Source organism: Micromonospora lupini str. Lupac 08 (genome assembly GCF_000297395.2).
In the GTDB taxonomy this organism is placed as follows: Bacteria; Actinomycetota; Actinomycetes; order Mycobacteriales; family Micromonosporaceae; genus Micromonospora; species Micromonospora lupini.
Window position 1 is genome coordinate 3,044,083 of the sequence record NZ_HF570108.1, and the last position, 20,968, is coordinate 3,065,050.

Below are 20,968 nucleotides of genomic sequence, written 5' to 3' on the forward strand. Positions count from 1 at the left end.
TCCCAGAGCGTGCGCCGGTCGCCTGACACCACGCCGACACGCCGCCGACACCGCCACCGACACCGGCCGACACCGGTGGCCGAGGGCTGCCGGGAGGGCGACCGACGGCCCCGGGTCGCGATATGCTGGCCACGGCAGAGCGCCTGCCCGCGCCCGATGTGGTGGCCCACGCCCGACCACATGCTGGGGCCAAGAGTCACCGACTCCGCGCCGTCGTGCCGACCCTCGGTGTGCCCGTCACGCCGCCCGTTCGGTGCGGTGCGTGGGGCTGCACCGGAGGCGCCATGTCTGATCACCACAGCCGCCGCACCCCGACCCCGGGACGTGCCCGTCAGCGCGCCATCCGGGAGCAGGCGGCCCGCGCCGGCGTCGCCTACTCGGTGGCCGCCCGGCACCTCGAGTCGCTCGATCTGCGACCTGGCGAGACCCTCGCCACGTACGGCCGGACGATCTATCCGATCGGTGTCGACAGCCACCGCCAACTGCTCGTCGAACGCCGTGAGCGGCGCTCGTTCGAGGAGCGGGTGACGGACACGCGGCGGGCCGCGGCCCTGCCGAGCGGCCGTGCCCGCCACCTCGTCGACCGTTTTCCGCCCAGTCGGGGGCGCACGGGCGCCGGGGTGGGCCCGCTCTACCACGGCGAAGGCCGCGAGGAGCTGCTCGCGATGCTCTACATCGTGGTCGCGGCCGAGTCGCCGGGGCTGCTGCCCAACGTCGGGGATCTCGTCTGGATCGCGGAGCTGGGCGAGGACACCGCCCTCGACACGGCCTGCGCCGAGGTCGACCGCGAGGCCCGCCGGCTGCTCGACCGGGAGCCGGTGTCGCTCTGGTCGATGATCGAGAAGGCGCTGGTCCGCGCCGAGCGCGGCCCGGACTGGCCGGTCCGCGAGGAGGCGATCCGGCACGCGGCGCTCCTGCGGGCGATGATGACCCCACGGGTGGGACCCTCGGGCGAGCCGTACGTGGCGGAGCTGCCCGTCACCGGTGTCCGCCAGATCCTCGACGCGCTGCTCATCGTGGCCGACGACGGCCATGCTCCGGGCACCCGGGTACGCCTGCTCGACGGGTCGACCGCAACGGCGACGGCCACGATCGTCGGCGTCCGCTGGGATTCGTCAGGTCCGCCGGTGGGCTATCTCGTCTGGCCCGACGGGGCGTCGGCGCCGCTGGCGGCCCGCGCCGACGAGCTGGTCGTACTGGCTGCCCAGGAGTCCGTTCCGCGGTGAGGTGGGACGTCGAGCGGCGGGACGTACGCGCCCAGGACTTGAAATCCTACCTGTCTGATAGGAAAATCGGTTCATGCTGCTTGTTCGGCTGTTCACCTCCCGCCGAGTCGTCGACCTGATGAGGGTCGCCGCGCAGCTCTGTCCGGCGGCGCCCCGCCCGGCCTGAGCGGGCCGCCCCTGCCGCCTGGACCCACCTCTCGGGAGGAACGCCATGACCTCGTCGGAGGACGACGTGACCGACGCCGACGCCGACGCGCTGCGGACGTTGCTGCGCCACCAGGCCAGCACCGTCACGGTGGTCACCGCCCCCGGCTCACCGCCGGTCGGCTTCACCGCGACCTCGTTCACCTCGGTGTCGCTGTCGCCACCGATCGTCTCGTTCTGCCTGAACCTCGGTTCGTCGAGTTGGCCGACGCTGGCGCGGGCCCGGCACGTGGCGGTGCATCTGCTCGCCCACGATCAGCACGAGGTGGCCCAGACCTTCGCCACCAGCGGCATCGACAGGTTCGCCGCGCCCACCCGGTGGCGGCCCGGCCCGCAGGGCGCGCCCATTCTCGACGGCACCCTGGCCTGGCTCCTGTGTCGGGTCGTCGACCGGGTGACCGTCGGCGACCACGCCGTGGTGCTGGCCGAGCCGGAACTGCTCCGGCACGCCGACGTGGGTTCGCCGTTGCTCTATCACCGAGGCCGCTACGCCGGTCTCGCGGACGCTCCGGACGGGCCGGTCCGTCGCGTCGCCGCCTGACCGGCGCGGGGGCCGCGAATGCCCCGACCGTCCGCGAGCTGACCGGAGCGCGGCCCGCCACGACTCGGGAGGATGCCATGCGTGCCATCGTCGCCGCACCGGACGCTGTCGACGGGTTCCGGGTGACCGAGGTTCCCGACCCCGCGCCCGGGCGCGGGCAGGTGCTCGTCGAGGTGCGGCACGCCGCCGTCAACGCCGGCGAGGTCCGCCACCTCGACGCCTGGCCGGCCGGCAGCGTACTCGGCCACGACGCCGCCGGTCACGTGCTGCGCGGCGCCGAGGACGGCTCCGGCCCTCGGGCGGGTGACCGGGTGCTCGCCTTCGGCCCGGGCGCCTGGGCGCAGCGTGCGGTGTTCGAGGTGGACAGTGTCGCGGTGGTTCCTCCGGCCGTCGACCTGGCCGAGGTGGCCGCGCTGCCGATGGTCGGCCTCACCGCACTGCGCACGCTGCGGGCGTCCGGCCCGCTGCGCGGTCGCCGGGTGCTGATCACCGGCGCGTCCGGGGGAGTGGGTCGGGTGGCGGTCCAACTCGCCCGGCACTTCGGCGCGTACGTGCTCGCGGTGGTGGGCTCGGCGGCGCGGGGCGAGGGGCTGGCCGCGCTCGGCGCCGACGAGGTGATCGTCGGCCTCGATGGCGGCGTCGCGCCTGTCGACGTGGTGCTGGAGACCGTGGGCGGCGCCCAGTTGGTGACCGCGTGGGGTCTGCTGGCACCGGGTGGGGTGCTGCACAGCATCGGCTGGGCATCCGGTGCGCCGGCCGTCTTCCCGGTCAACTCGACCTTCGCCCCGGGCGTCGCGCGAACGCTGCGCTCCTTCGGCGACACGTCGGCGCCGGCGGCGGATCTGGCGCTGCTGCTGGACCTGGTGGCCCGGGGAGAGTTGCGGGCGCCGATCGGCTGGCGCGGCTCGTGGCACCGCCTCGGGGAGGCGGTCGGCGCGCTGCGGGAGCGTCGGGTGCCGGGGAAGATCCTGCTCGATCTGGACTGAACCGGCGTCGGACGGCTGCCCGGCGGGCCGGTCCCGGCTCGCGTGCGGGTCCGGGCCGGCCCACCGGACACATACCCTTTAAATCCTATAGCTTTAGTAGGTATTACGTCAACGAATCGGCCCCGCCGCGTGCGATAGCCGACATCCGCCGATCGATTCGTTGACACCACCCGGGCGGTGACTGTGGACTCGGCTCATGTCCAGCGAGCTGCGGCTGACGATCCGCGGCCACATCGACTTCGGTCGGGTGTGGTCGAGTTCCTGTCTGGCCTGACCCGGCACCCTCACCCGCACCCGGCCCGCCACACCGGCCGCCGAGGTGGGGCTCACCGCCGAGCCGACCGCCGCGCCATCCGCGCCGACACCCCCTGACCGGCCCGCCCAACCGCGCGAGGGCCGGGTGTCGGCGTACCCGAATCCGCCTGTCTGGACAGGAGACCCGCCATGCCCGCCCGCCGTCTGCGTACCCTCGCCGTCGCCACACTCGCCCCGCTGCTCGCCGTCGTCACCGGCTGCTCCACCGCCGCCGCCCCCGCCGCCGAGGCGGCCGGCGAGCCCCGCTCCGGCGGCGCCCTCACCTGGGCCGTGGAGACCGAGCCGATCACCCTCAACCCACACCAGTACGCCCAGGCCAAGGCCCGCCTCCTGGTCTGGAACACCTTCGAGTCCCTGCTCACGTACGACAAGCAGGGAAAGCTGGTGCCCTGGCTCGCCACCGGCTGGCAGGCCGCCCCGGACGGCCTGTCCTACACCCTGACGCTGCGCGACGGGGTGACCTTCACCGACGGGACGCCGCTGGACGCGACGGCCGTCAAGACCAACATCGACAAACTCCGCGAGCCCGGGTACGCGCCGGGCGTCGCCGCCGTGCAACTGCGCAACCTCAAGGCCGTCGAGGTGGTCGACCCGCGCACCGTACGGCTCAGCCTCACCACGCCCGACGTGCTCATCCTCGACTTCCTCGCCTCCCCGCAGGGCGCCCAGGTGTCGCCGAAGTCGCTGCGCGAGGCGAAGAACCTCAAGGCCGGCGGCGTCGACGTCGTCGGCACCGGGCCGTTCGTGCTGGACCGCTACGTCCCCGGGCAGGAGCTGCACTACCGGCGCAATCCCGGCTACGACTGGGCGCCGCCCACCGCGGCCCACAACGGCCCCGCCCACCTCGACGAGATCACCTACCGGTTCCTCAAGGAGTCGGCGGTGCGCGTCGGCGCCCTCACCTCCCGCCAGGTGCAGCTCGTCGAGGGCGTACCCGCCACCGACCAGCCCCTGGTCACCGCCAACCGGACGCTGCGCCTCACCCGGGAGCTGAACTCCGGCTCCGCCTACTCCTACTACTTCAACACCTCGCACGCGCCCTTCGACGACCTGCGGGTCCGGCAGGCGTTCCGGGAGGCCGTCGACGTCGACACCGTGCTGAGGTCGGTCTACCGCGACACCGCGACCCGCGCCTGGAGTGTGATCAGCCCGTCCAGCCCGCTCTACGACAAGAGCCTCGAAGGTGGGTACGGCGGCGACGCCGCCAAGGCCAACGCCCTGCTCGACCAGGCCGGCTGGGCAGCGCGTGACGCCGACGGCTTCCGGGTGCGCGACGGCCGGCGGCTCACCGTACGGCTGGTGCAGGCCGCCCCGTACGTCCGCGACCGCCGCGACGTCCTCGCGCAGGCCGTCCAGGCCGCCGTGAAGCAGAGCGCCGGCATCGACCTGAAGATCGCACTTGTCGACCAGGGCACCGCCACCCAGGCGTTCGAGCGCAACGCGTACGAGGTCTTCGACAACTCGCGGGCCGACACCGACGCGGGAGCGGCGCTGAACCTGCTGCTGCACTCGAAGGGCGGCATCAACCGCACCCGGGCCAACGATCCCCGCATCGACCAGCTCCTGGAATCCGGTCAGGGCACCGCCGAGGAGACGAAGCGAGCCGGCATCTACGCGCAGCTCCAACAGCGGGTCGTCGCCGAGCAGGCTCTGGTGCTCCCGCTCTACGCGCCGGCCGACCAGATCGCGGCGAGCACCAGCGTCGGCGGGGTCCGCTTCGAGCCCACCGCCGGGGTTCCCGCCAGCGCGTACGACCTGTGGATCGGCAGGTGACATGTTCAGCTCACCCCTGCGCGCGGCGGCTCGCCGGCTCGCCGCCGGCCTGGTCGTCCTCTGGGCCGCCGCCACCGCCGCGTACCTGGCCCTGCTGGTCGCGCCCGGAGACACCGTGGACACCATCGTCGGCGACGGGGCGGACACCCCGCAGATCCGCGCCGAGATCATCGCCGAGTGGAGCCTGGACCGGCCCGCCGTCGTCCAGTACCTCGACTACCTACGGCGGCTCGCCGGCGGCGACCTGGGCCGCTCCTACCTGCTGCAACGGCCCGTCGTCGAGGTGATCGGCGAACAGCTCGCACCCACCCTCACCCTCGCCCTCGCCGCCGCGGGCCTCGGAGTGCTGCTCGCAGTCGTCCTCGCCGTCGCCACCGCCGGGAACCGCCGTCCCTGGCTCCGGCGGGCCAGCTCCGGCGCCGAACTGCTGCTGGTCTCCACCCCGCCCTTCCTGATCGGCATCGTGCTGCTCAGCGTGCTGTCGTTCCGGTTCGGACTGTTTCCGGTCTCCGGCGACCGGGGCGTCGGCGCGCTGGTGCTGCCCGCCGTCACCCTGGCGCTGCCCATCGCCGGGCTGCTCGCCCAGGTGCTCCGCGACGGGCTCGACCGGGCACTCGACGAGCCGTTCGTGCTGACCGCCCGGTCCCGGGGCGTACGGGAACGAACCGTGCTCCTGCGGCATGCGCTGCGGCACGCGCTGCTGCCGGCCGTCACCCTGGCCGGCTGGCTCTTCGGCATCCTGCTCGGCGGCGCCGTCATCGTCGAACAGGTCTTCGGCCGACCCGGCCTCGGCCAGGTCACCCTCACGGCGGTGACAGGCAAGGACATGCCGGTGGTGCTGGCGGTGGTCACCCTGTCCGCCGCCGTCTACGTCGCGGTCAACACCATCGCGGACCTGACGTACCTGCTTGTCGACCCGCGCCTGAGAAGGAGCTGACCCGATGACAGTCACCCTGGCCCCGGCAACCACCGAGGCGCACACACCCCACCCGTCCACCCCGCCCGCCTCGACCGCCCGTCGGCGCCGGTGGCGACCCGGGCTGCTCGCCGCCGGGGCGTACCTGATCCTGCTCGTGGTCGCCGCGGTCTGGCCGGCGGTCCTGGCGCCCGGTGACCCGCTGGCGGCGGACCCGCTCGGAGTGCTCGAAGCGCCGAGCGCCGCGCACTGGCTCGGCACCGACCACCTCGGCCGTGACGTGTGGACCCGGGTCGTGCACGGCGCCGGGCATTCGCTCACCATCGGAGTGGCGGCCACGGCCATCGCGGTCACCGGCGGCGTGCTGCTCGGTCTGCTCGCCGGCCTCACCCACCGGCTCGCCGACGAGACCCTCAGCCGCGCCTTCGACGCCATCTCGGCCTTTCCGATCCTGCTCCTGGCGCTGCTGTTCATCGCCGTCGCCGGGCCGGGCACCGTCAGCCTGATCATCGCCATCGGCGTCGCCACCCTGCCGCACCACGCCCGGGTGGTACGTGGTCAGACACTGCTCGTCCGCCGCGCCGCGTACGTCGAGGAGGCCGTCACCTTCGGTCTGTCCCGACCCCGGCTGGTGGCGCGGCACGTCCTGCCCAACGTGATCGGCCCGGTGCCGGTTCTCGCGGTGATCGGGCTCGGCGAGGCGATCATGATCGCCGCGGGGCTCAGCTTCCTCGGCATGGGTCCACAGCCGCCGTCGCCCGAGTGGGGCGCGATGCTCTCCGAGGGTCGCAACTACCTCCAGGTGGCCTGGTGGATCACCGTCCTGCCCGGCGTCGCGGTCACCGCGACGGTGGTGGCGTTGACAGTCGTCGGCCGGCACTGGCAGACCCGCTTCGACGGGCGGCAGCGCTGATGGCCCCCCTGCTCGCGGTCGAGGACCTGCACGTCGACTTCGACACCCCCACCGGACGGGTCGCGGCGGTCCGGGGGATCAGCCTCACCGTCGAGCGCGGTGAGTGCGTGGCAATCGTCGGCGAGTCCGGGTCCGGCAAGAGCGTCACCGCCCGTACCCTGGTCGGCCTCGCCGGCCCGGGCGCGAGCGTCCGCGCCGCCCGGCTCGACCTCGCCGGCCAGGATGTCCGGGGCCACCGCCCACGGGACTGGCGACGGGTACGCGGACGGCTCGCCGGGCTCGTCCTGCAGGACGCGTTGGTCTCCCTCGACCCGCTGCGCACCGTGGGCGCCGAGATCGGTGAGGTGCTCGCCACCCACGGCATCGTCGGCCGCCGCGAACGGGCCGGCCGGGTCACGCACCTGCTCGACGAGGTCCACCTCCCGGAGCCGGAGCGGCGCGCCCGGCAGTATCCGCACCAGCTCTCCGGAGGGCTGCGACAGCGGGCGCTGATCGCCTCGGCGATCGCCGGGGAACCGGCCCTGCTCATCGCCGACGAGCCGACCACCGCGCTGGACGTCACCGTGCAGGCGCAGATCCTGCGGCTGCTCGCCGAGCGGCGGGCAGCCGGGGTGAGCCTGCTGCTGATCAGTCACGACCTGGCGGTGGTCGCCCAGGTCGCCGACCGGGTGCTCGTCATGCGCGACGGTCGGATCGTCGAGCACGGCCCCACCGCACGGCTGCTGCGGTCGCCGGCGCATCCGTACACCAGGCAGTTGCTGGCGGCGGTGCCCTCGGCGTCGTCGCGGGGGCACCGGCTCGCCGCCTCCGCCGTCGCGGTCGGGCGCGACGGCGGCGTCGCGCGACGGGAGGCGCTGCCCGCCCGTCCCGAGGTCCGCCCGAACGACACGCTGCTCGACGCGGCCGGGCTGACCAGGAGGTACGGCGACCACACGGTCGTGCGGGACGTCTCCTTCTCCATCGCGCGGGGCGAGACGTTGGGGCTGGTGGGGGAGTCCGGGTCCGGTAAGAGCACCCTGGCCCGGATCGTCGCCGGTCTCCTGGCCGCCGACACCGGCGCCGTCACCTTCGAGAACGCGCAGTGGTCCGGGGTGCCCGAGCGGGTCCGTCGCCCGCTGCGCCGCCGGCTGCAACTGATCTCCCAGGATCCCCTGAGCTCCTTCGACCCGCGCTACCGCGTGGCCCAGGTCGTCGGGGAGAACCTCGACCCCGACGTCGGTCGCGGCGATCGCCGCGACCAGGTCGTCGACCTGCTGCGTCGCGTCGGCCTCGGACCGGACCTGCTCGACCGGCACCCCCGGCGGCTCTCCGGCGGACAGCGGCAGAGGGTCGCCATCGCCCGCGCGATCGCCCCCCGACCCAGCCTGATCGTCTGCGACGAACCGGTCTCCGCGCTCGACGTCTCCGTCCAGGCCCAGGTCCTCGACCTGCTGGCCGATCTCCGTGCCACCGACGGGACGGCTCTGCTCTTCATCTCCCACGACCTGGGCGTGGTGCACCACCTCAGCGACCGCGTGCTGGTCATGCACGACGGCGCGGTGGTCGAGCAGGGACCGGTCGGCGATGTCTTCACCTACCCCCGACACGACCACACCCGGTCCCTGCTCGACGCGTTGCCCACGCTCGTCACGGCCGGCCGACCGCAGGAGGTACGCCCATGACCGAGAAGACCCTGCACCTGGCCGTGGCACTGGACGGCCTGGGCTGGCACCCGGCCGCCTGGCGGCTCTCGCGCGCCGGAGCATCCGCGCCGCTGACCGCCCGCTACTGGGCGGCGCTCGCCGGTGAGGCCGAGAAGGCCACCCTGGACCTGCTCACCATCGAGGACAGCCTCGACCTCCAGTCGTCGCGGCCCGACGGCCCGGACGGCCGCGCCGACGAGCTGCGGGGGCGTCTCGACGCGGTGCAGATCGCGGCGCAAATCGCTCCGCTGACGCGGCACATCGGGCTGGTCCCGACCACCAGCACCACCCACACCGAACCGTTCCACCTGTCCACGGCCGTGGCCACGCTGGACCACATCAGCGGTGGGCGGGCCGGTTGGCGACCCCGGGTCTCGGCCCGGCGAGCCGAAGCCGGGCACTTCGGTCGCCGCGAGATCCCCGTGCTGGACCCGGCCCGGCTCGACGAACCGGAGACGCTGCGGCTCGTCGGCGACCTCTTCGCCGAGGCCGGCGACGCGGTGGAGGTGGTCCGCCGGCTCTGGGACAGCTGGCAGGACGACGCCGAGATCCGGGACGTGGCGACCGGCCGCTTCGTGGACCGGGACCGGCTGCACTACGTCGACTTCACCGGGCGGTGGTTCTCCGTCAAAGGCCCCTCCATCGTGCCCCGGTCACCGCAGGGCCAGCCGGTGGTCGCCGTGCTGGCCCACTCGTCGGTGCCGTACGCCTTCGCCGCCCGGCACGCCGACGTCGTCTTCGTCACCCCGACCGACCCCGGACACGCCGCGGCCATCGTCGGGGAGATCCGGGCGGTCGAGGAGACCGTCGGCCGCGGCGGGCCGCCGCTGCGCGTCCTCGCCGACCTGGTCGTGCTGCTCGACGAGACGCCGACGCTGGCCCGCCGGCGCAGGGCCCGTCTCGACGACCTGCACGGCGCGCGGTTCACGTCGGACGCGTCCCTCTTCTCCGGTACCCCGGGGCAGTTGGTCGACCTGCTGGTCGAGTGGCACCGGGCCGGAGTGGACGGTTTCCGGCTGCGGCCGGCCGTCCTCCCCGACGATCTGACCGCGATCACCCGGGCGCTGGTGCCGGCGCTGCGCGAACGCGGCCTCTTCCGCGCCGGCTACCCGGGCGGGACGCTGCGGGGCCTGCTCGGCCTGACCCGACCGGCCAGCCGCTACGCCGTCGCCGCGACCGCCTGAGTCTGGAGACCGTCATGCCCAAGCAGATCATCCTGGCCGCGCACTTTCCCGGCGTGAACAACACCACCGTCTGGAGGGATCCGGACTCCGGCAGTCAGATCGACTTCTCCTCCTTCGTCCACCTGGCGCGCACCGCGGAGCGTGGCAGGTTCGACTTCTTCTTCCTCGCCGAAGGGCTGCGGCTGCGCGAGCAGCGGGGCCGCATCCACGACCTGGACGTGGTCGGCCGCCCGGACACGTTGACAGTGCTCGCCGCCCTCGCCGCGGTCACCACCCACCTGGGCCTGGCCGGCACGCTCAACACCACCTTCCGTGAGCCGTACGAGCTGGCCCGCCAGTTGGCCAGCCTCGACCACCTCTCCGGTGGGCGGGCCGCCTGGAACGTCGTCACCACCTCCGACGCGTTCACCGGGGAGAACTTCCGCCGGGGCGGCTACCTCGACCGTTCGCTGCGCTACGAGCGGGCAGCCGAGTTCGTGCGTACCGCCCGGACGCTGTGGGAGTCGTGGCCGGCGGAGGCGATCGTGGGGGACCGGGACGGCGGCCGGTACGTCGCGGACGCCGACCCGGGCGCCTTCGCCCACCACGGCGACCAGTTCGACATCGCCGGGCACTTCACCGTCCCGCGCAGCCCGCAGGTGCACCCGGTGATCCTGCAGGCCGGGGACTCGCCCGACGGGCGCGAGTTCGCGGCGTCCAGCGCCGACGCGATCTTCTCCCGGCACGGCACCCTGGAGGCCGGCCAGGAGTTCTACCGGGACGTGAAGTCCCGGCTGGCCCGGTACGGCCGTCACCCCGACGAGTTGAAGATCATCCCCGGGGTCACATTCGTCCTCGGCGACACCGACGCCGAGGCACAGGAACGCGCCCACCACATCCGCCGCCAGCAGGTCAGTCCGCAGACCGCGATCCTGCTGGTGGAGCAGTTGTGGAACCGGGACCTGTCCGGGTACGACCCCGACGGCCCGCTGCCCGCCGAGGACCCGGACGTCACCGCCGACACGATCAGCAGGGGCCGCGCCGGCATGTACCCCGACCCGGTCGCCACCGCCCGGCAGTGGCGGACCCTGGCCGAGGAGAAGGGCCTCGGGCTCCGCGACCTGGTCATCGAGGTCACCGGCCGGCAGTCGTTCGTGGGCACCGCGCGGCAGGTCGCCGAGCGGATGAACCACTTCGTGCAGTCCGACGCCGCCGACGGGTTCATCCTGGTGCCGCACCTGACCCCGGGTGGTCTGGACGAGTTCGTCGACCGGGTCGTCCCGCTGCTGCAGGAGCGCGGCGTGTTCCGCGCCGAGTACACCGGCACCACCCTGCGCGACCACCTCGGCCTCGGCCCCGCCCGCCTCCGACCCCGCCGAAAGTGATGGTCGCCGCATGAAGTTCCTGCTGATAACCCTCATCACCCACCTGCCCGACCCGGTCACCGGTCGCCGTCGCAGCACCACCGAACGGTTCCGGGAGGTGGTCGACACCGCCGTTCTCGCCGAGGAACTCGGCTTCGACGGGTACGGCGTCGGCGAGCGGCACGAACGCCCCTTCATCTCCTCCTCGCCGCCGGTGGTGCTGAGCCACATCGCGGCCCGCACCACCACGATCCGGCTGTTCACGGCGGTCACCACGCTCAGCCTGCTCGACCCGGTCCGCGCCTACGAGGACTACGCCACCCTCGACCACCTCTCCGACGGCCGGCTCGAACTGATCATCGGCAAGGGCAACGGCGCCGCGCAGGCCCAGCTCTTCCACGTCACCGCAGACGACCAGTGGGACCGCAACCGGGAGGGGTACGAGCTGTTCCGTCGGCTCTGGCGGGAGGAGAAGGTGACCTGGTCCGGGACGTACCGGCCGTCGCTGACCGAGGCCGAGACCTGGCCCCGCCCGCTGCAACGGCCCATCCGGGTCTGGCACGGCAGTGCCACCAGCAGAGAGTCGGTCGACCTCGCCGCCCGCCACGGCGACCCGCTCTTCTCCGCCAACGTCACCAACCCCATCGAGCCCTACGCCGACCTCATCCGCCACTACCGGGAGCGGTGGGTCCACCACGGACACGACCCGGCCGACGCCCTCGTCGGCGCCGGTACGGCCGGGTTCTACGTGGCGCGCACGTCGCAGGAGGCGGTCGAGAGGTACCGGCCGATCTTCGACGCCCGGCTCGCCGCGTTCCGCCGGCTCGGCGTCCCGCCGGTCTTCCACACCCTGTCCGACGCGATCGAGCGCAGCTCGATGCTCGTGGGGAGTCCGCAGCAGATCATCGACAAGGTGCTGCGCTACCACGCGCAGTTCGGCCACGAGGTCATCCACCTCCAGGCCGACCACGACGGGCTGACCGACAAGCAGCACCGGGAGAGCCTGGAGCTGTTCCAGGCCGAGGTGGCGCCGGTGCTGCGCCGGGAGATCCCGAGCCGCCCCTTCCGCGCGCCGGTGACCGCCGTCGCGACGGCCTGACCAGAAACGGGGACCACCATGTCAGCGACCCCTCTGTCCGTTCTCGATCTCTCCCCGGTTCCCGCCGGCGGCACCGTCACCGACGCGCTGCGCAACACCGTCGACCTGGCCGCCCGGGCCGAGCAGTTCGGCTACCACCGCTACTGGCTGGCCGAGCACCACCTCGCCGCAGGCGTGGCCAGCTCGGCGCCGGCCGTGCTCATCGGACAGGTGGCCTCGGCCACCAGCGTGCTCCGCGTCGGCTCCGGCGCGGTCCAGGTCGGCCACCGCACCGCCCTGTCGGTGGTCGAGGAGTTCGGCACCCTCGCCGCCCTGTATCCGGGGAGGATCGACCTCGGCCTGGGCCGGTCCGGACAGCGGCGGGTGGAAGCCGCCCGAGAGGTCGCCGCGTCCGCCCCGCCGCCGCCGGCCGAGGCCCGGGTGGTCGACGGACTGCTGATCCCGCCGCCGTTCTCCTACGCCAGCGTGCTCGCCTCCCCGCGCTTCGCTCTGAGCAGCGCGCTGCTGCACCAGCCGGGCGCGCAACCGCCGGCCTTCGCCGACCAGTTGGCCGACGTCCTGGCCCTGCTGCGCGGCGACTACACCGACGCCGACGGCCTGGACGCGCACGCCGTTCCGGGGGAGGGCACCGACCTGCGGGTGTGGCTGCTGGGCAGCAGCGGCGGGGAGAGCGCCCAACTCGCCGGCGCGCTGGGCCTGCCGTTCGCCGCCAACTACCACGTCAGCCCCTCCTCGGTGCTCGACGCGGTCGCCGCCTACCGGGCCGCGTTCCGGCCCTCGGCCGTGTTGGCGCAGCCGTACGTGGTGGTCTCCGCCGACGTGGTGGTCGCCGAGACCGACGAGGCCGCGCGCCGTCTCGCCGCGCCGTACGGGCCGTGGGTGCGCAGCATCCGCAGTGGCGAGGGCGCCATCCCGTTCCCCAGCCCGGAACAGGCCGCCGCGTTGCCCTGGACCGACGCCGACCGCCGGCTCGTCGCCGACCGGGTCGACACGCAGTTCGTCGGATCGCCCGGCACGGTCACCGAGCGGCTGCGGACCCTGCGGGACGTCACGGCCGCCGACGAGCTGCTGATCACCACGATCACGCACGCGCACGCCGACCGGGTCAGCTCCTACGAGCTGCTCGCCAAGGAGTGGCGGGACTGACCGCGCTTCTCGCCGGCCACGGCTGCCGGTTCCCCTTGTCGTCGGGCGCTGCCATAATGACTGTGGCGCCCGTCGATACGGCCGGGCCCGGGGGAAGCCCTCCGCAGAGCGCGGACGGTGGGGTCGTAACCCGGAGGCCGCGATGGACCTTGTCCCCGACACCAGCGCCCTTTCCAGCGTTGTCGATCTGCTCGGCGCCGCGCTGCAACTGGCCGCCGCGGTGGTCAGCCTTCTTGCCGTCGGCGTCGCCCGCGGCCGTCGTGCGGATCGGCGTGGCCGGCGCGACGACGACGCCTCGGCCCCATAACGCGGGGATACGACCCAGCGGGGATGACCCGCAACATCCACGCTCCTCAATATGCTGACCGCTATCTCGAATCGAGGTGCGCTCACGAGGCGTACCGTCCGGATGCGGAGGAATGCATGGTTCGCTGGCGTACCCTCACCGGCCTGGTGGCCGCCGCGCTGGCCGCGGCCAGCCTCACCCTCGCGGCGCCCGCCGCGGCCGACAGCCCCGTCACTCCGAACGTCGTCGGCGGCACCCGCGCCGCGCAGGGTGAGTTCCCGTTCATGGTGCGGCTCTCGATGGGCTGCGGCGGGGCCCTCTACAGCTCCCGCCTGGTGCTCACCGCGGCGCACTGCGTGGGCTCGACCGGCACCAACACCAGCATCACCGCGACCCTCGGGACGGTCGACCTCCAGTCGTCCAGCCGGATCACCGTCCGGTCCAACTACGTCTACCGCGCTCCCGGCTACAACGGCGCCGGCAAGGACTGGGCGCTGATCCGCCTGGCCACCCCCGTCACCGGGTTGAGCACGTTGAAGATCGCCACCACCACCGCGTACGACAGCGGCACCTTCACCATCGCCGGCTGGGGAGCCGCGCGCGAGGGTGGCGGCCAGCAGCGGTACCTGCTCAAGGCCACCGTGCCGTTCGTCAGCGACTCCACCTGCAACTCCAACTACGGCGGCGACCTCATCCCCGCCGAGGAGATCTGCGCCGGCTACGCCAGCGGCGGCACGGACACCTGCCAGGGCGACTCGGGTGGCCCCATGTTCCGCCGCGACGCCACCAACGCCTGGATCCAGGTCGGCATCGTCAGCTGGGGCAACGGCTGCGCCCGACCCAACTACCCGGGCGTCTACACCCAGGTGAGCTACTTCGCCTCGTCGATCGCCTCGGCCGCGGCCAGCCTCGGCGGCTGACGACCCTCCTGACGTACGACCTCTCGGGCGGCCCGGACCACGACGGTCCGGGCCGCCCGCGCGTGCGCCGGCCCCGGTTCGGCCCTGCTCGGCGGTCGCCGGAGTGGGCCAGCCGACAGATTCGGCGGGCCGCGCGTTCGGTGTCGTCGGAGGCCGCCATGATGGGTCGGTGCAGATCCTGTCCATCCAGTCGTCGGTCGCCTACGGCCACGTCGGCAACTCGGCAGCCGTCTTTCCCCTCCAGCGGCTAGGGCACGAGGTCTGGCCCGTGCTGACGGTCCACTTCTCCAACCACACCGGGTACGGCGCGTGGCGCGGGCCGCTGCTGCCGGCCGCCGACGTGGCCGAGGTGATCGCCGGCATCGCCGACCGGGGAGTCCTCGGTGACGCCGACGCGGTGCTGTCGGGCTACCAGGGTGATCCGGCGATGGGCGCCGTGATCCTGGACGCCGTGGCCCAGGTCAAGGCCGCCAACCCGGCCGCCGTGTACTGCTGCGACCCGGTGATGGGCGACCTCGGTCGGGGCATGTTCGTCCGGCCCGGCATCCCGGAGTACCTGCGCGACACAGTCGTGCCGCGCGCCGACATCATCACGCCGAACCACTTCGAGCTGGACTTCCTCGCCGGCCGCACGACGTCCTCGCTGGCGGAGGTGCTCGACGCCGTCGACGTCGTACGCGCCACCGGGCCGAGGCACGTCCTGGTCACCAGCGTGCTGCACGGCGACGTGCCGGCGGGCTCGCTGGATGTGGTGGCGGTCTCCGACGAGGGCGCCTGGGCGGTGACCACCCCGCTGCTGCCGATCAACCCGAACGGCGGGGGCGACGTCACCGCGGCGCTGTACCTGGCGCACCTGTGGACCTCCGGCTCACCGGCGACCGCGTTGGAGCGCACCATCTCCTCCGTCTTCGCCGTCCTCGAGGCGACTCTCGCGGCGGGCACCCGGGAGATCCAGCTGATCGCGGCGCAGGACGCGATCGCCGAGCCGCCCGCGAGGTTCACCGCCCGTCGGCTGCGCTGACAGCGGCTCCGCGCAGCGCGTCGTCGCGCAGCACCGCGTGGGCGCCGACCGTCTGGTTGACGATCTGGGTCACCCGCACGTCGACGACGACGCTTGCCAGCGCCACCGCGTCCGGTCGGCTGAGACCGTGCAGCCGTTGCAGCAGGGTCAGCATCTCCTCGAGAGCCATGAACGTCGCGTCGTCGAGGGACGCGCCCACGCCAAGCGTCAGCCAGGCGTCGGCGGTGCGGGCCACCGGGCCGGTGACGGGGAAGTCGTCGCGGACGTCGAAGGACAGCGTCACCTCGTCCATCGGGCACTCGATCGCCGTACCGCCGACCTCGCCGTCGCCCTGCGCGGCGTGCCCGTCCCCGACCGAGAACAGCGCCCCGTCGACCGGGATGGGCAGCAGCAGGGTGCTGCCGACGGTCAGCTCCTTGCAGTCCAGGTTGCCGCCGCAGGGGCGGGGCGGGATGGTCGAGTGCTTGCCCGGCTCGGCGGGCGGCATGCCGAGCACCCCCATGAACGGGCGCAGCGCCACCGTGTGGCCGTGCTGATTCCGGCCGGTCAGCGCCACCGGGTCCAGCTCCCAGGCGTGCACCACGCCGTCGGTCTCGACGCCGTAGCGCTTGTTGAACCCGCTCGGCCACCCACCGGCCACAGTCGTTCCCCAGGTGGCCGGGACGATCGCGTCGATGCGTACCGCCAGGGTCTGGCCGGCGCGCGCACCGCGGACCGCGACCGGCCCGGTCAGCGCATGCCCGTGGTCGGGCTGGTACTGCGGTGCCCGGGGCCGGTCCCGGTTCGGTCCGCCGGGGTACGGGCCGGCCGACCACCAGCAGTCCAGCGTGCGGTAGGTGACGGTGTCCCCGGGGTCGATGGTGAGCGCCGGCGCAAGGTCGGGGGAGAAGTGACCGTGCAGGGTCTCGTCGCTCGGTGCGAGGGTGTGTCGCATCTGCGCAGGCTACGTGCCGACGTGGCGTGGCGCGACCCGCGCGCCCGCGCCCGACGACGGCACGCGAGCCGGTGCGCGGCCGGCCCCGACCCGGCCCGGCCGCGCACCTCGGCCGTCGGTCAGTCGACTGTCGGCGCTGCCGTCCTGGCCGCCTCGGCCAGCGCCGCCGCGGCGCCGGCGTACGGGTTGTAGCTGTAGCCGCGCGCCAGCCCGGCCGGGACCGTGAAGTACTCGGCGGACACCTTCGCCGGGTCGCTGGCCAGCTCACCGCGGGCGGGTACGTCGTTGCCGTCGTCCCAGCCCCACGGGGCGTTCGCGGAGTTCGCCGAGCAGCTCCACGTGCCGGAGCCGCAGTCGCCGGAGGTGTCGCCGGCGAACGTGCCCAGGCCGGCGAACAGGTTCGCGTTGGCCCGCTGCGCCCACAGGCCCCCGGCGGCGAAGATGTCGACGAGCTGGTACCGCACGTCGCGGTCGTCGCCGCTGCTCGGCGTCTCGGCGACCGTGGACGGGTAGTAGACCAGACCGTCGCCGTTGATGGCGTACTGCGGATACGCCTTCAGGCCGTGCCCCTGCGCCTCCTGCGCGGTCACCGGATGCGCGAACGAGTCGTGCGGCGAGGTCTGGAACTGCAGGGTGCCGTCGACGCTCTCCCGGCCGCTGGTCCAGGTGCTGCCGGCCGGCGTGTACGAGTAGAAGTCGCTGTGCGCGACGGTGACCGCCCCGCGCAGGACGCCGTACGGGGAGCCGTCGCGCTCGATCGCGAAGAGGACGCCCTCGCCGTCGTTCTCGTGTTCGGTCTCGAAGAACGGGTGGTCGGTCCAGTCGCGCGGGTGGAAGAACAGGTACGTGATGTACCAGTGCGTGCTCGTCTCCACGACGGAGTAGTACGCGTGCGCCGCGAGCGAGGTGCCGGACGCGCCGGCACGGTCCCAGTTGTCGCGCCCGTTCAGGTTGCCGTCGAAGTCCACGGCGGTGAGGTAGTCGGACTGGCCGCCCAGGGCGTGCGCGCCGGTGGCGTCGACGTCCTGGTAGTGGACGGGCGCCCAGCGCAGGGCCAGGTCGGCCCGGCTGACGGCGGCGGTGGCGGGCGCCGGCGCCGCGAGCGGAGCGACGGCAAGCGCCGCCACGGCGGCCGTCGCGGTCAGTGCCCTCGCCACCCGGGTTCGCCGGTTCGTGGTGAATCTGTCGCGCATGGTGTGCTCTCCCGCGTCGAATTGACAGGCCGCGATGGATGATCGTCGGTGCAGGGGCCCGGCACGTGTCCCTGCGGCGACGAGCGGGCAGCCGCTTTTCGACGGGTTCGCGTCCGACGGCCCGGTGCCGCCGTCCCCACCGACTGACGAGCTTGTATTGACGCTTGTCGAATGCGATGCTGTGGTCGGTCGCGCTCGGGAGCCGGCGCGCCATCCTCTCCGGATGCGGGGACGCGCGAGGTGGCCACGCCACCCGCGCCGGGCAGTCCTCGTCAGCGGCCGCATGCCGATCGCCGTCGGGCGGCCGCCGCACTCCGGCCCCGTACGGTCGGTCGCCCATCCTCGACCGCGACGGCGACGGTTTCCCCGGAGGTACCGATGCTCCGCATCTTCCTGGCTGCCACCACCATGGCGCTGGCCGGCTGGGCCGGCACGACAGGCGTCGCCGAGGCCGCGCCGGCACCGGCGCCGGCGGTCACGCCCACACCCACCCTGTCGCCGACCCCGACCCCGACCTGCCCGCCGGCCCTACCGATCGCCGGCTCGGTGACCGCGGTGACCACCACGAGCGTGACGCTGTCGTACTCGATCTTCTTCCGCCCGCCCTGCGGCTACGACCCGCCGATGACCGTCAGCCTCTTCGCCAGCCGGGAGGACGCCCAACAGTGGCAGGCGCCGGTGGCTCAGGTCGTCACCGGGCCCGAGCGCAACGGGACCGTCACCATCGACCAGTTGACGCCGGACACCGAGTACTGGTTCCGGTTCAGCGACGCCGAGGGTCGGCGGGACCCGTACTGGATCGCCGCGGTCCGGACCGCTGCGCTGACGGCGTGTCAGGCGACGGCCACCATCGACTCCCGCTGGGGCACCGGCTTCGTCGCCACGGTGACGGTGCGCAGCACCGGGACCCAGTCGCTGGACCGGTGGAGCGTCTCCTGGCGGTGGGCCGGCGACGAGCGCATCCAGACGGTCTGGCGCGGCGTCGCCGAGACGGCCGGCGCCGACGTCACGGTCCGCAACGCCTCCTACAACGGGACCCTCGCCCCGGGCGGCGCGACGACGTTCGGCCTGCTCGTGACCACCAGCGCGGTGCCCGACGCGCTGACGCTGGCCTGCAACCGCTGACGGGTCACCCGGCCGTGGCCCGCGCCCGTCAGGGTTTGCGGGCCACGGCGCCGTAGGCGTCGATCCCCACCGCGTCGGCGTCGTCCGGGCGCCACAGCGGGATCGGCACGAGGCCGGGCTCCACCATCGTCAGCCCGGTGAAGCAACCGGCGAGATCCTCCGGGCTGCGCAGGATGTACGGCACACCACCGTTCTCGGCCAACCGCTGCGCGCCGGAGACCACCGCCGGGCTGGTGTTGGTGCCGTCCCAGAGCACCAGGTGGCTGCCGGACGCGGTCGCGGCCATCGTCCGCCCCACGATCGAGCGCACCACCTCCAGGTCCGGCTCGTACCCCAGCACGCCCATGAACATCACCGCGATCGGCTTGTCGAAGTCCAGCGTCCGCGCCGCCTCGGCGAGGATCCTCTCCGGGTCGTGGTAGTCGGCCGGCACGTACGTGGTGACGCCCTGCGTGGTCGTGCTGGCCAGCAACGCGCGGGCGTGCACGAGGACCATCGGGTCGTTGTCGACGTAGACGATCCGCGCGTCGGGCGTGATGCCCTGGGCGACCGCGTGGGTGTTCTGCATGGTGGGCAGGCCGGTGCCGATGTCCAGGAACTGCCGGATGCCCGCCTCGGCGGCCAGGTGTCGTACGGCCCGCACCAGAAAGCCCCGGGACTGCTGCGCCATCACCACGATCTCCGGATAGGCCTCGGCCACCGCGTCACCGGCCGCCCGATCGGACTGGAAGTTGTCCTTACCGCCCATCCAGTAGTTCCAGATTCGCGCCGCGTGCGGCACGTCGGGCTGCAGCGTCGCGGTGAGTTCGGGGTCCGGACCGGCCATGCCAGGCTCCTGTCGAGGGGTTCGAGGGCGTGGGTAGCACCCCGGATTGTCCACTATCGACGGCACCGGTCCGGACCGGGTCGCCCACGGCGCACGGGCGACCCGGCGACGCGTCACGGCGCGTCCACGACCTCCCGGCCCAGCGGCCAGAACGCGGCCGGGACGAGCTTGAAGTTGGCGATGCCGAAGGGGATCCCGATGATCGTGACGCAGAGCGCGACGCCCGCGAGGATGTGGGACAGGGCGAGCCACCAGCCCGCCAGCACCACCCACAACACGTTCGCCAACCCGGAACCGACACCCGCGCCCGGCTTGGGCACCAGGGTGCGACCGAAGGGCCACAACGAGTAGACGGCGAGGCGCAGCGAGGCGACGCCGAACGGGATGGTGATGACCAGGACGAAGCAGACCAGGGCGGCGAAGCCGTAGCCGATCGCCAGCACGAGGCCACCACCGAAGACGAGCCACAGGACGTTCAGGACGAAGCGAATCACTCCTTCAGCATGCGCGACGCGCGCCACCGGGAGGCCCGCGCTCAGTCCGGCAGCCCGCCGCAGGCGACCCCGTCGATCGTGCACGCCGTGGGTGTTGCGCCGACCGCCGCGCCGTTGACCCGGAACGTCACACGGACCGAGGCGCTGCCCGGCACCTGCCCGACGCTCCCGTCCGGCACGAACGTCCACACCGCGCCGTCCTGCGTGACCCGCGCGCCCTGGACCGCGCTGATGCGCAGCGACTCGCGCGGCAGCGTGACGGCAAGCGTCCACTGCGCCACCGGAACCTGCCCCGGATTGGTGACCGTCACGGCGGCGCCGTAGCTGAGCAGGGCCTTCTCCTCGACGGCGAAGTCGGCGCCGAGCGCGGCAGGGGTCGGCGACGCCGACGAGGGGGTCGCGGCCGGCGCGCTGGTCGGCGGCGGGACGGGCGGCGGGGCCGCGCTCACCGACGGCGGCGCGGACGTGGTCGGGCTGCTCGCCGCCGGCTTCGCCTGTCCCCGGGGCGTACCGGCCTCGGGGGTGCCCAACTGGTCCACCGACGGAGGTGGGTCGAGGGTCACCGGCGCCAACTGCTCCGGCGTGCGCACCACACCGACGATGGAGACCACCGTCGCCACCACCACCCCGAGCGCCGCGAGCACGGCGATCCAGGTGGCCCGCGACACGTCGGCCCGGCCGGTGACCACCCGCCGTACGGCTGCGGCGGCGGCCACGATCCGGTCCAGCAGAATGATCGCCACAGTACGCCGTGGCTGCGGCGGTGTTGCCGGCACTGCCTCTCCCCTTCACTTCATCCCCGGACGCCCACCCGCGACCGCCCGGCCGCTGTGGCACCCGA

The 20,968-nt window shown here is 73.4% G+C and carries 20 protein-coding genes; 15 read left to right on the forward strand and 5 right to left on the reverse strand.

The features are described 5' to 3' along the window. Positions 1–284 precede the first annotated feature (284 nt). The 14 genes from MILUP08_RS15035 to pdxY all read left to right on the forward strand — a co-directional run bounded on the left by MILUP08_RS15035 (position 285) and on the right by pdxY (position 15,555). Positions 285–1,226, forward strand: coding sequence for a hypothetical protein (locus MILUP08_RS15035; RefSeq protein WP_039906047.1), 942 nt, complete (start codon positions 285–287; stop codon positions 1,224–1,226). Positions 1,227–1,437: 211 nt separating this feature from the next. After that, positions 1,438–1,971 carry a flavin reductase family protein gene (locus MILUP08_RS15040; protein WP_007459079.1) on the forward strand — a complete coding sequence of 178 codons (534 nt, stop codon included), beginning with the start codon at positions 1,438–1,440 and terminating at the stop codon, positions 1,969–1,971. Positions 1,972–2,048: 77 nt separating this feature from the next. Then, positions 2,049–2,957 carry a zinc-binding dehydrogenase gene (locus MILUP08_RS15045; RefSeq protein WP_007459080.1) on the forward strand — a complete coding sequence of 303 codons (909 nt, stop codon included), beginning with the start codon at positions 2,049–2,051 and terminating at the stop codon, positions 2,955–2,957. A 444-nt stretch (positions 2,958–3,401) separates the two neighbouring features. Then, entirely contained in the window at positions 3,402–5,045 is a 1,644-nt protein-coding gene (locus tag MILUP08_RS15050) for an ABC transporter substrate-binding protein (protein ID WP_007459081.1), read from the forward strand. A 1-nt stretch (position 5,046) separates the two neighbouring features. Beyond that, a complete protein-coding gene (locus MILUP08_RS15055; RefSeq protein WP_007459082.1) occupies positions 5,047–5,982 on the forward strand; it encodes an ABC transporter permease in 936 nt (311 codons plus the stop codon). Positions 5,983–5,986: 4 nt separating this feature from the next. Beyond that, complete coding sequence (locus tag MILUP08_RS15060) at positions 5,987–6,874, forward strand: ABC transporter permease (protein ID WP_007459083.1); 888 nt, start codon at positions 5,987–5,989, stop codon at positions 6,872–6,874. Then, the gene (locus MILUP08_RS15065) at positions 6,874–8,535 is read left to right on the forward strand and encodes a dipeptide ABC transporter ATP-binding protein (RefSeq protein ID WP_007459084.1); all 1,662 of its coding nucleotides are present in this window, start codon (positions 6,874–6,876) and stop codon (positions 8,533–8,535) included. The genes MILUP08_RS15060 and MILUP08_RS15065 overlap by 1 nt, the downstream gene beginning before the upstream one ends. Continuing rightward, positions 8,532–9,740, forward strand: coding sequence for an LLM class flavin-dependent oxidoreductase (locus MILUP08_RS15070; protein ID WP_007459085.1), 1,209 nt, complete (start codon positions 8,532–8,534; stop codon positions 9,738–9,740). The genes MILUP08_RS15065 and MILUP08_RS15070 overlap by 4 nt, the downstream gene beginning before the upstream one ends. Positions 9,741–9,754: 14 nt before the next feature. Further along, on the forward strand, positions 9,755–11,104 hold the full coding sequence (locus MILUP08_RS15075) for an NtaA/DmoA family FMN-dependent monooxygenase (protein WP_007459086.1): 1,350 nt from the start codon (positions 9,755–9,757) through the stop codon (positions 11,102–11,104). 10 nt (positions 11,105–11,114) lie between these two features. After that, complete coding sequence (locus MILUP08_RS15080) at positions 11,115–12,182, forward strand: LLM class flavin-dependent oxidoreductase (RefSeq protein ID WP_007459087.1); 1,068 nt, start codon at positions 11,115–11,117, stop codon at positions 12,180–12,182. Positions 12,183–12,200: 18 nt separating this feature from the next. Then, complete coding sequence (locus MILUP08_RS15085) at positions 12,201–13,328, forward strand: LLM class flavin-dependent oxidoreductase (protein ID WP_007459088.1); 1,128 nt, start codon at positions 12,201–12,203, stop codon at positions 13,326–13,328. A 142-nt stretch (positions 13,329–13,470) separates the two neighbouring features. Then, positions 13,471–13,635: a hypothetical protein gene (locus MILUP08_RS35930; protein WP_167626052.1), complete on the forward strand. Its 165-nt coding sequence runs from the start codon at positions 13,471–13,473 to the stop codon at positions 13,633–13,635. Positions 13,636–13,751: 116 nt separating this feature from the next. After that, on the forward strand, positions 13,752–14,534 hold the full coding sequence (locus MILUP08_RS15090; protein WP_007459089.1) for a S1 family peptidase: 783 nt from the start codon (positions 13,752–13,754) through the stop codon (positions 14,532–14,534). Between the two features lie 169 nt (positions 14,535–14,703). Beyond that, entirely contained in the window at positions 14,704–15,555 is an 852-nt protein-coding gene (gene pdxY / locus MILUP08_RS15095) for a pyridoxal kinase PdxY (RefSeq protein WP_007459092.1), read from the forward strand. Here the strand turns inward: pdxY and MILUP08_RS15100 are convergent. Both MILUP08_RS15100 and MILUP08_RS15105 read right to left on the reverse strand, forming a co-directional pair. Beyond that, positions 15,533–16,489, reverse strand: a complete 957-nt coding sequence (locus tag MILUP08_RS15100) for an acetamidase/formamidase family protein (RefSeq protein ID WP_007459094.1) — start codon at positions 16,487–16,489, stop codon at positions 15,533–15,535. The genes pdxY and MILUP08_RS15100 overlap by 23 nt on opposite strands. Before the next feature lie 119 nt (positions 16,490–16,608). Then, the gene (locus MILUP08_RS15105; protein ID WP_007459096.1) at positions 16,609–17,682 is read right to left on the reverse strand and encodes a hypothetical protein; all 1,074 of its coding nucleotides are present in this window, start codon (positions 17,680–17,682) and stop codon (positions 16,609–16,611) included. Between the two features lie 378 nt (positions 17,683–18,060). On the opposite strand from MILUP08_RS15105, the gene MILUP08_RS15110 reads away from it, so the two are divergent. Further along, positions 18,061–18,807 (forward strand): cellulose binding domain-containing protein, encoded by a 747-nt coding sequence (locus MILUP08_RS15110; protein ID WP_007459098.1) that lies wholly within the window; start codon positions 18,061–18,063, stop codon positions 18,805–18,807. A 28-nt stretch (positions 18,808–18,835) separates the two neighbouring features. Here MILUP08_RS15110 and MILUP08_RS15115 read toward each other — a convergent pair whose 3' ends face one another. The 3 genes from MILUP08_RS15115 to MILUP08_RS15125 all read right to left on the reverse strand — a co-directional run bounded on the left by MILUP08_RS15115 (position 18,836) and on the right by MILUP08_RS15125 (position 20,903). Continuing rightward, positions 18,836–19,633, reverse strand: coding sequence for an SAM-dependent methyltransferase (locus MILUP08_RS15115; RefSeq protein ID WP_007459100.1), 798 nt, complete (start codon positions 19,631–19,633; stop codon positions 18,836–18,838). Positions 19,634–19,746: 113 nt separating this feature from the next. After that, a complete protein-coding gene (locus MILUP08_RS15120; RefSeq protein ID WP_007459102.1) occupies positions 19,747–20,127 on the reverse strand; it encodes a YccF domain-containing protein in 381 nt (126 codons plus the stop codon). A 41-nt stretch (positions 20,128–20,168) separates the two neighbouring features. Next, positions 20,169–20,903 carry a cellulose binding domain-containing protein gene (locus MILUP08_RS15125; RefSeq protein ID WP_007459103.1) on the reverse strand — a complete coding sequence of 245 codons (735 nt, stop codon included), beginning with the start codon at positions 20,901–20,903 and terminating at the stop codon, positions 20,169–20,171. Between the last annotated feature and the right edge of the window lie 65 nt (positions 20,904–20,968).

What these genes read in the sequence shown, in the direction of transcription:
- MILUP08_RS15090 (WP_007459089.1), top strand. Translation starts at nt 13,752, where the DNA reads ATGGTTCGCTGGCGTACCCTCACCGGCCTGGTGGCCGCCGCGCTGGCC.
- MILUP08_RS15080 (WP_007459087.1), top strand. Translation starts at nt 11,115, where the DNA reads ATGAAGTTCCTGCTGATAACCCTCATCACCCACCTGCCCGACCCGGTC.
- MILUP08_RS15060 (WP_007459083.1), top strand. Translation starts at nt 5,987, where the DNA reads ATGACAGTCACCCTGGCCCCGGCAACCACCGAGGCGCACACACCCCAC.
- MILUP08_RS15055 (WP_007459082.1), top strand. Translation starts at nt 5,047, where the DNA reads ATGTTCAGCTCACCCCTGCGCGCGGCGGCTCGCCGGCTCGCCGCCGGC.
- MILUP08_RS15085 (WP_007459088.1), top strand. Translation starts at nt 12,201, where the DNA reads ATGTCAGCGACCCCTCTGTCCGTTCTCGATCTCTCCCCGGTTCCCGCC.
- MILUP08_RS15100 (WP_007459094.1), bottom strand. Translation starts at nt 16,489, where the DNA reads ATGCGACACACCCTCGCACCGAGCGACGAGACCCTGCACGGTCACTTC.
- MILUP08_RS15040 (WP_007459079.1), top strand. Translation starts at nt 1,438, where the DNA reads ATGACCTCGTCGGAGGACGACGTGACCGACGCCGACGCCGACGCGCTG.
- MILUP08_RS35930 (WP_167626052.1), top strand. Translation starts at nt 13,471, where the DNA reads ATGGACCTTGTCCCCGACACCAGCGCCCTTTCCAGCGTTGTCGATCTG.
- MILUP08_RS15075 (WP_007459086.1), top strand. Translation starts at nt 9,755, where the DNA reads ATGCCCAAGCAGATCATCCTGGCCGCGCACTTTCCCGGCGTGAACAAC.
- MILUP08_RS15050 (WP_007459081.1), top strand. Translation starts at nt 3,402, where the DNA reads ATGCCCGCCCGCCGTCTGCGTACCCTCGCCGTCGCCACACTCGCCCCG.
- MILUP08_RS15105 (WP_007459096.1), bottom strand. Translation starts at nt 17,682, where the DNA reads ATGCGCGACAGATTCACCACGAACCGGCGAACCCGGGTGGCGAGGGCA.
- MILUP08_RS15070 (WP_007459085.1), top strand. Translation starts at nt 8,532, where the DNA reads ATGACCGAGAAGACCCTGCACCTGGCCGTGGCACTGGACGGCCTGGGC.
- MILUP08_RS15065 (WP_007459084.1), top strand. Translation starts at nt 6,874, where the DNA reads ATGGCCCCCCTGCTCGCGGTCGAGGACCTGCACGTCGACTTCGACACC.
- MILUP08_RS15035 (WP_039906047.1), top strand. Translation starts at nt 285, where the DNA reads ATGTCTGATCACCACAGCCGCCGCACCCCGACCCCGGGACGTGCCCGT.
- MILUP08_RS15115 (WP_007459100.1), bottom strand. Translation starts at nt 19,633, where the DNA reads ATGGCCGGTCCGGACCCCGAACTCACCGCGACGCTGCAGCCCGACGTG.
- MILUP08_RS15045 (WP_007459080.1), top strand. Translation starts at nt 2,049, where the DNA reads ATGCGTGCCATCGTCGCCGCACCGGACGCTGTCGACGGGTTCCGGGTG.
- MILUP08_RS15110 (WP_007459098.1), top strand. Translation starts at nt 18,061, where the DNA reads ATGCTCCGCATCTTCCTGGCTGCCACCACCATGGCGCTGGCCGGCTGG.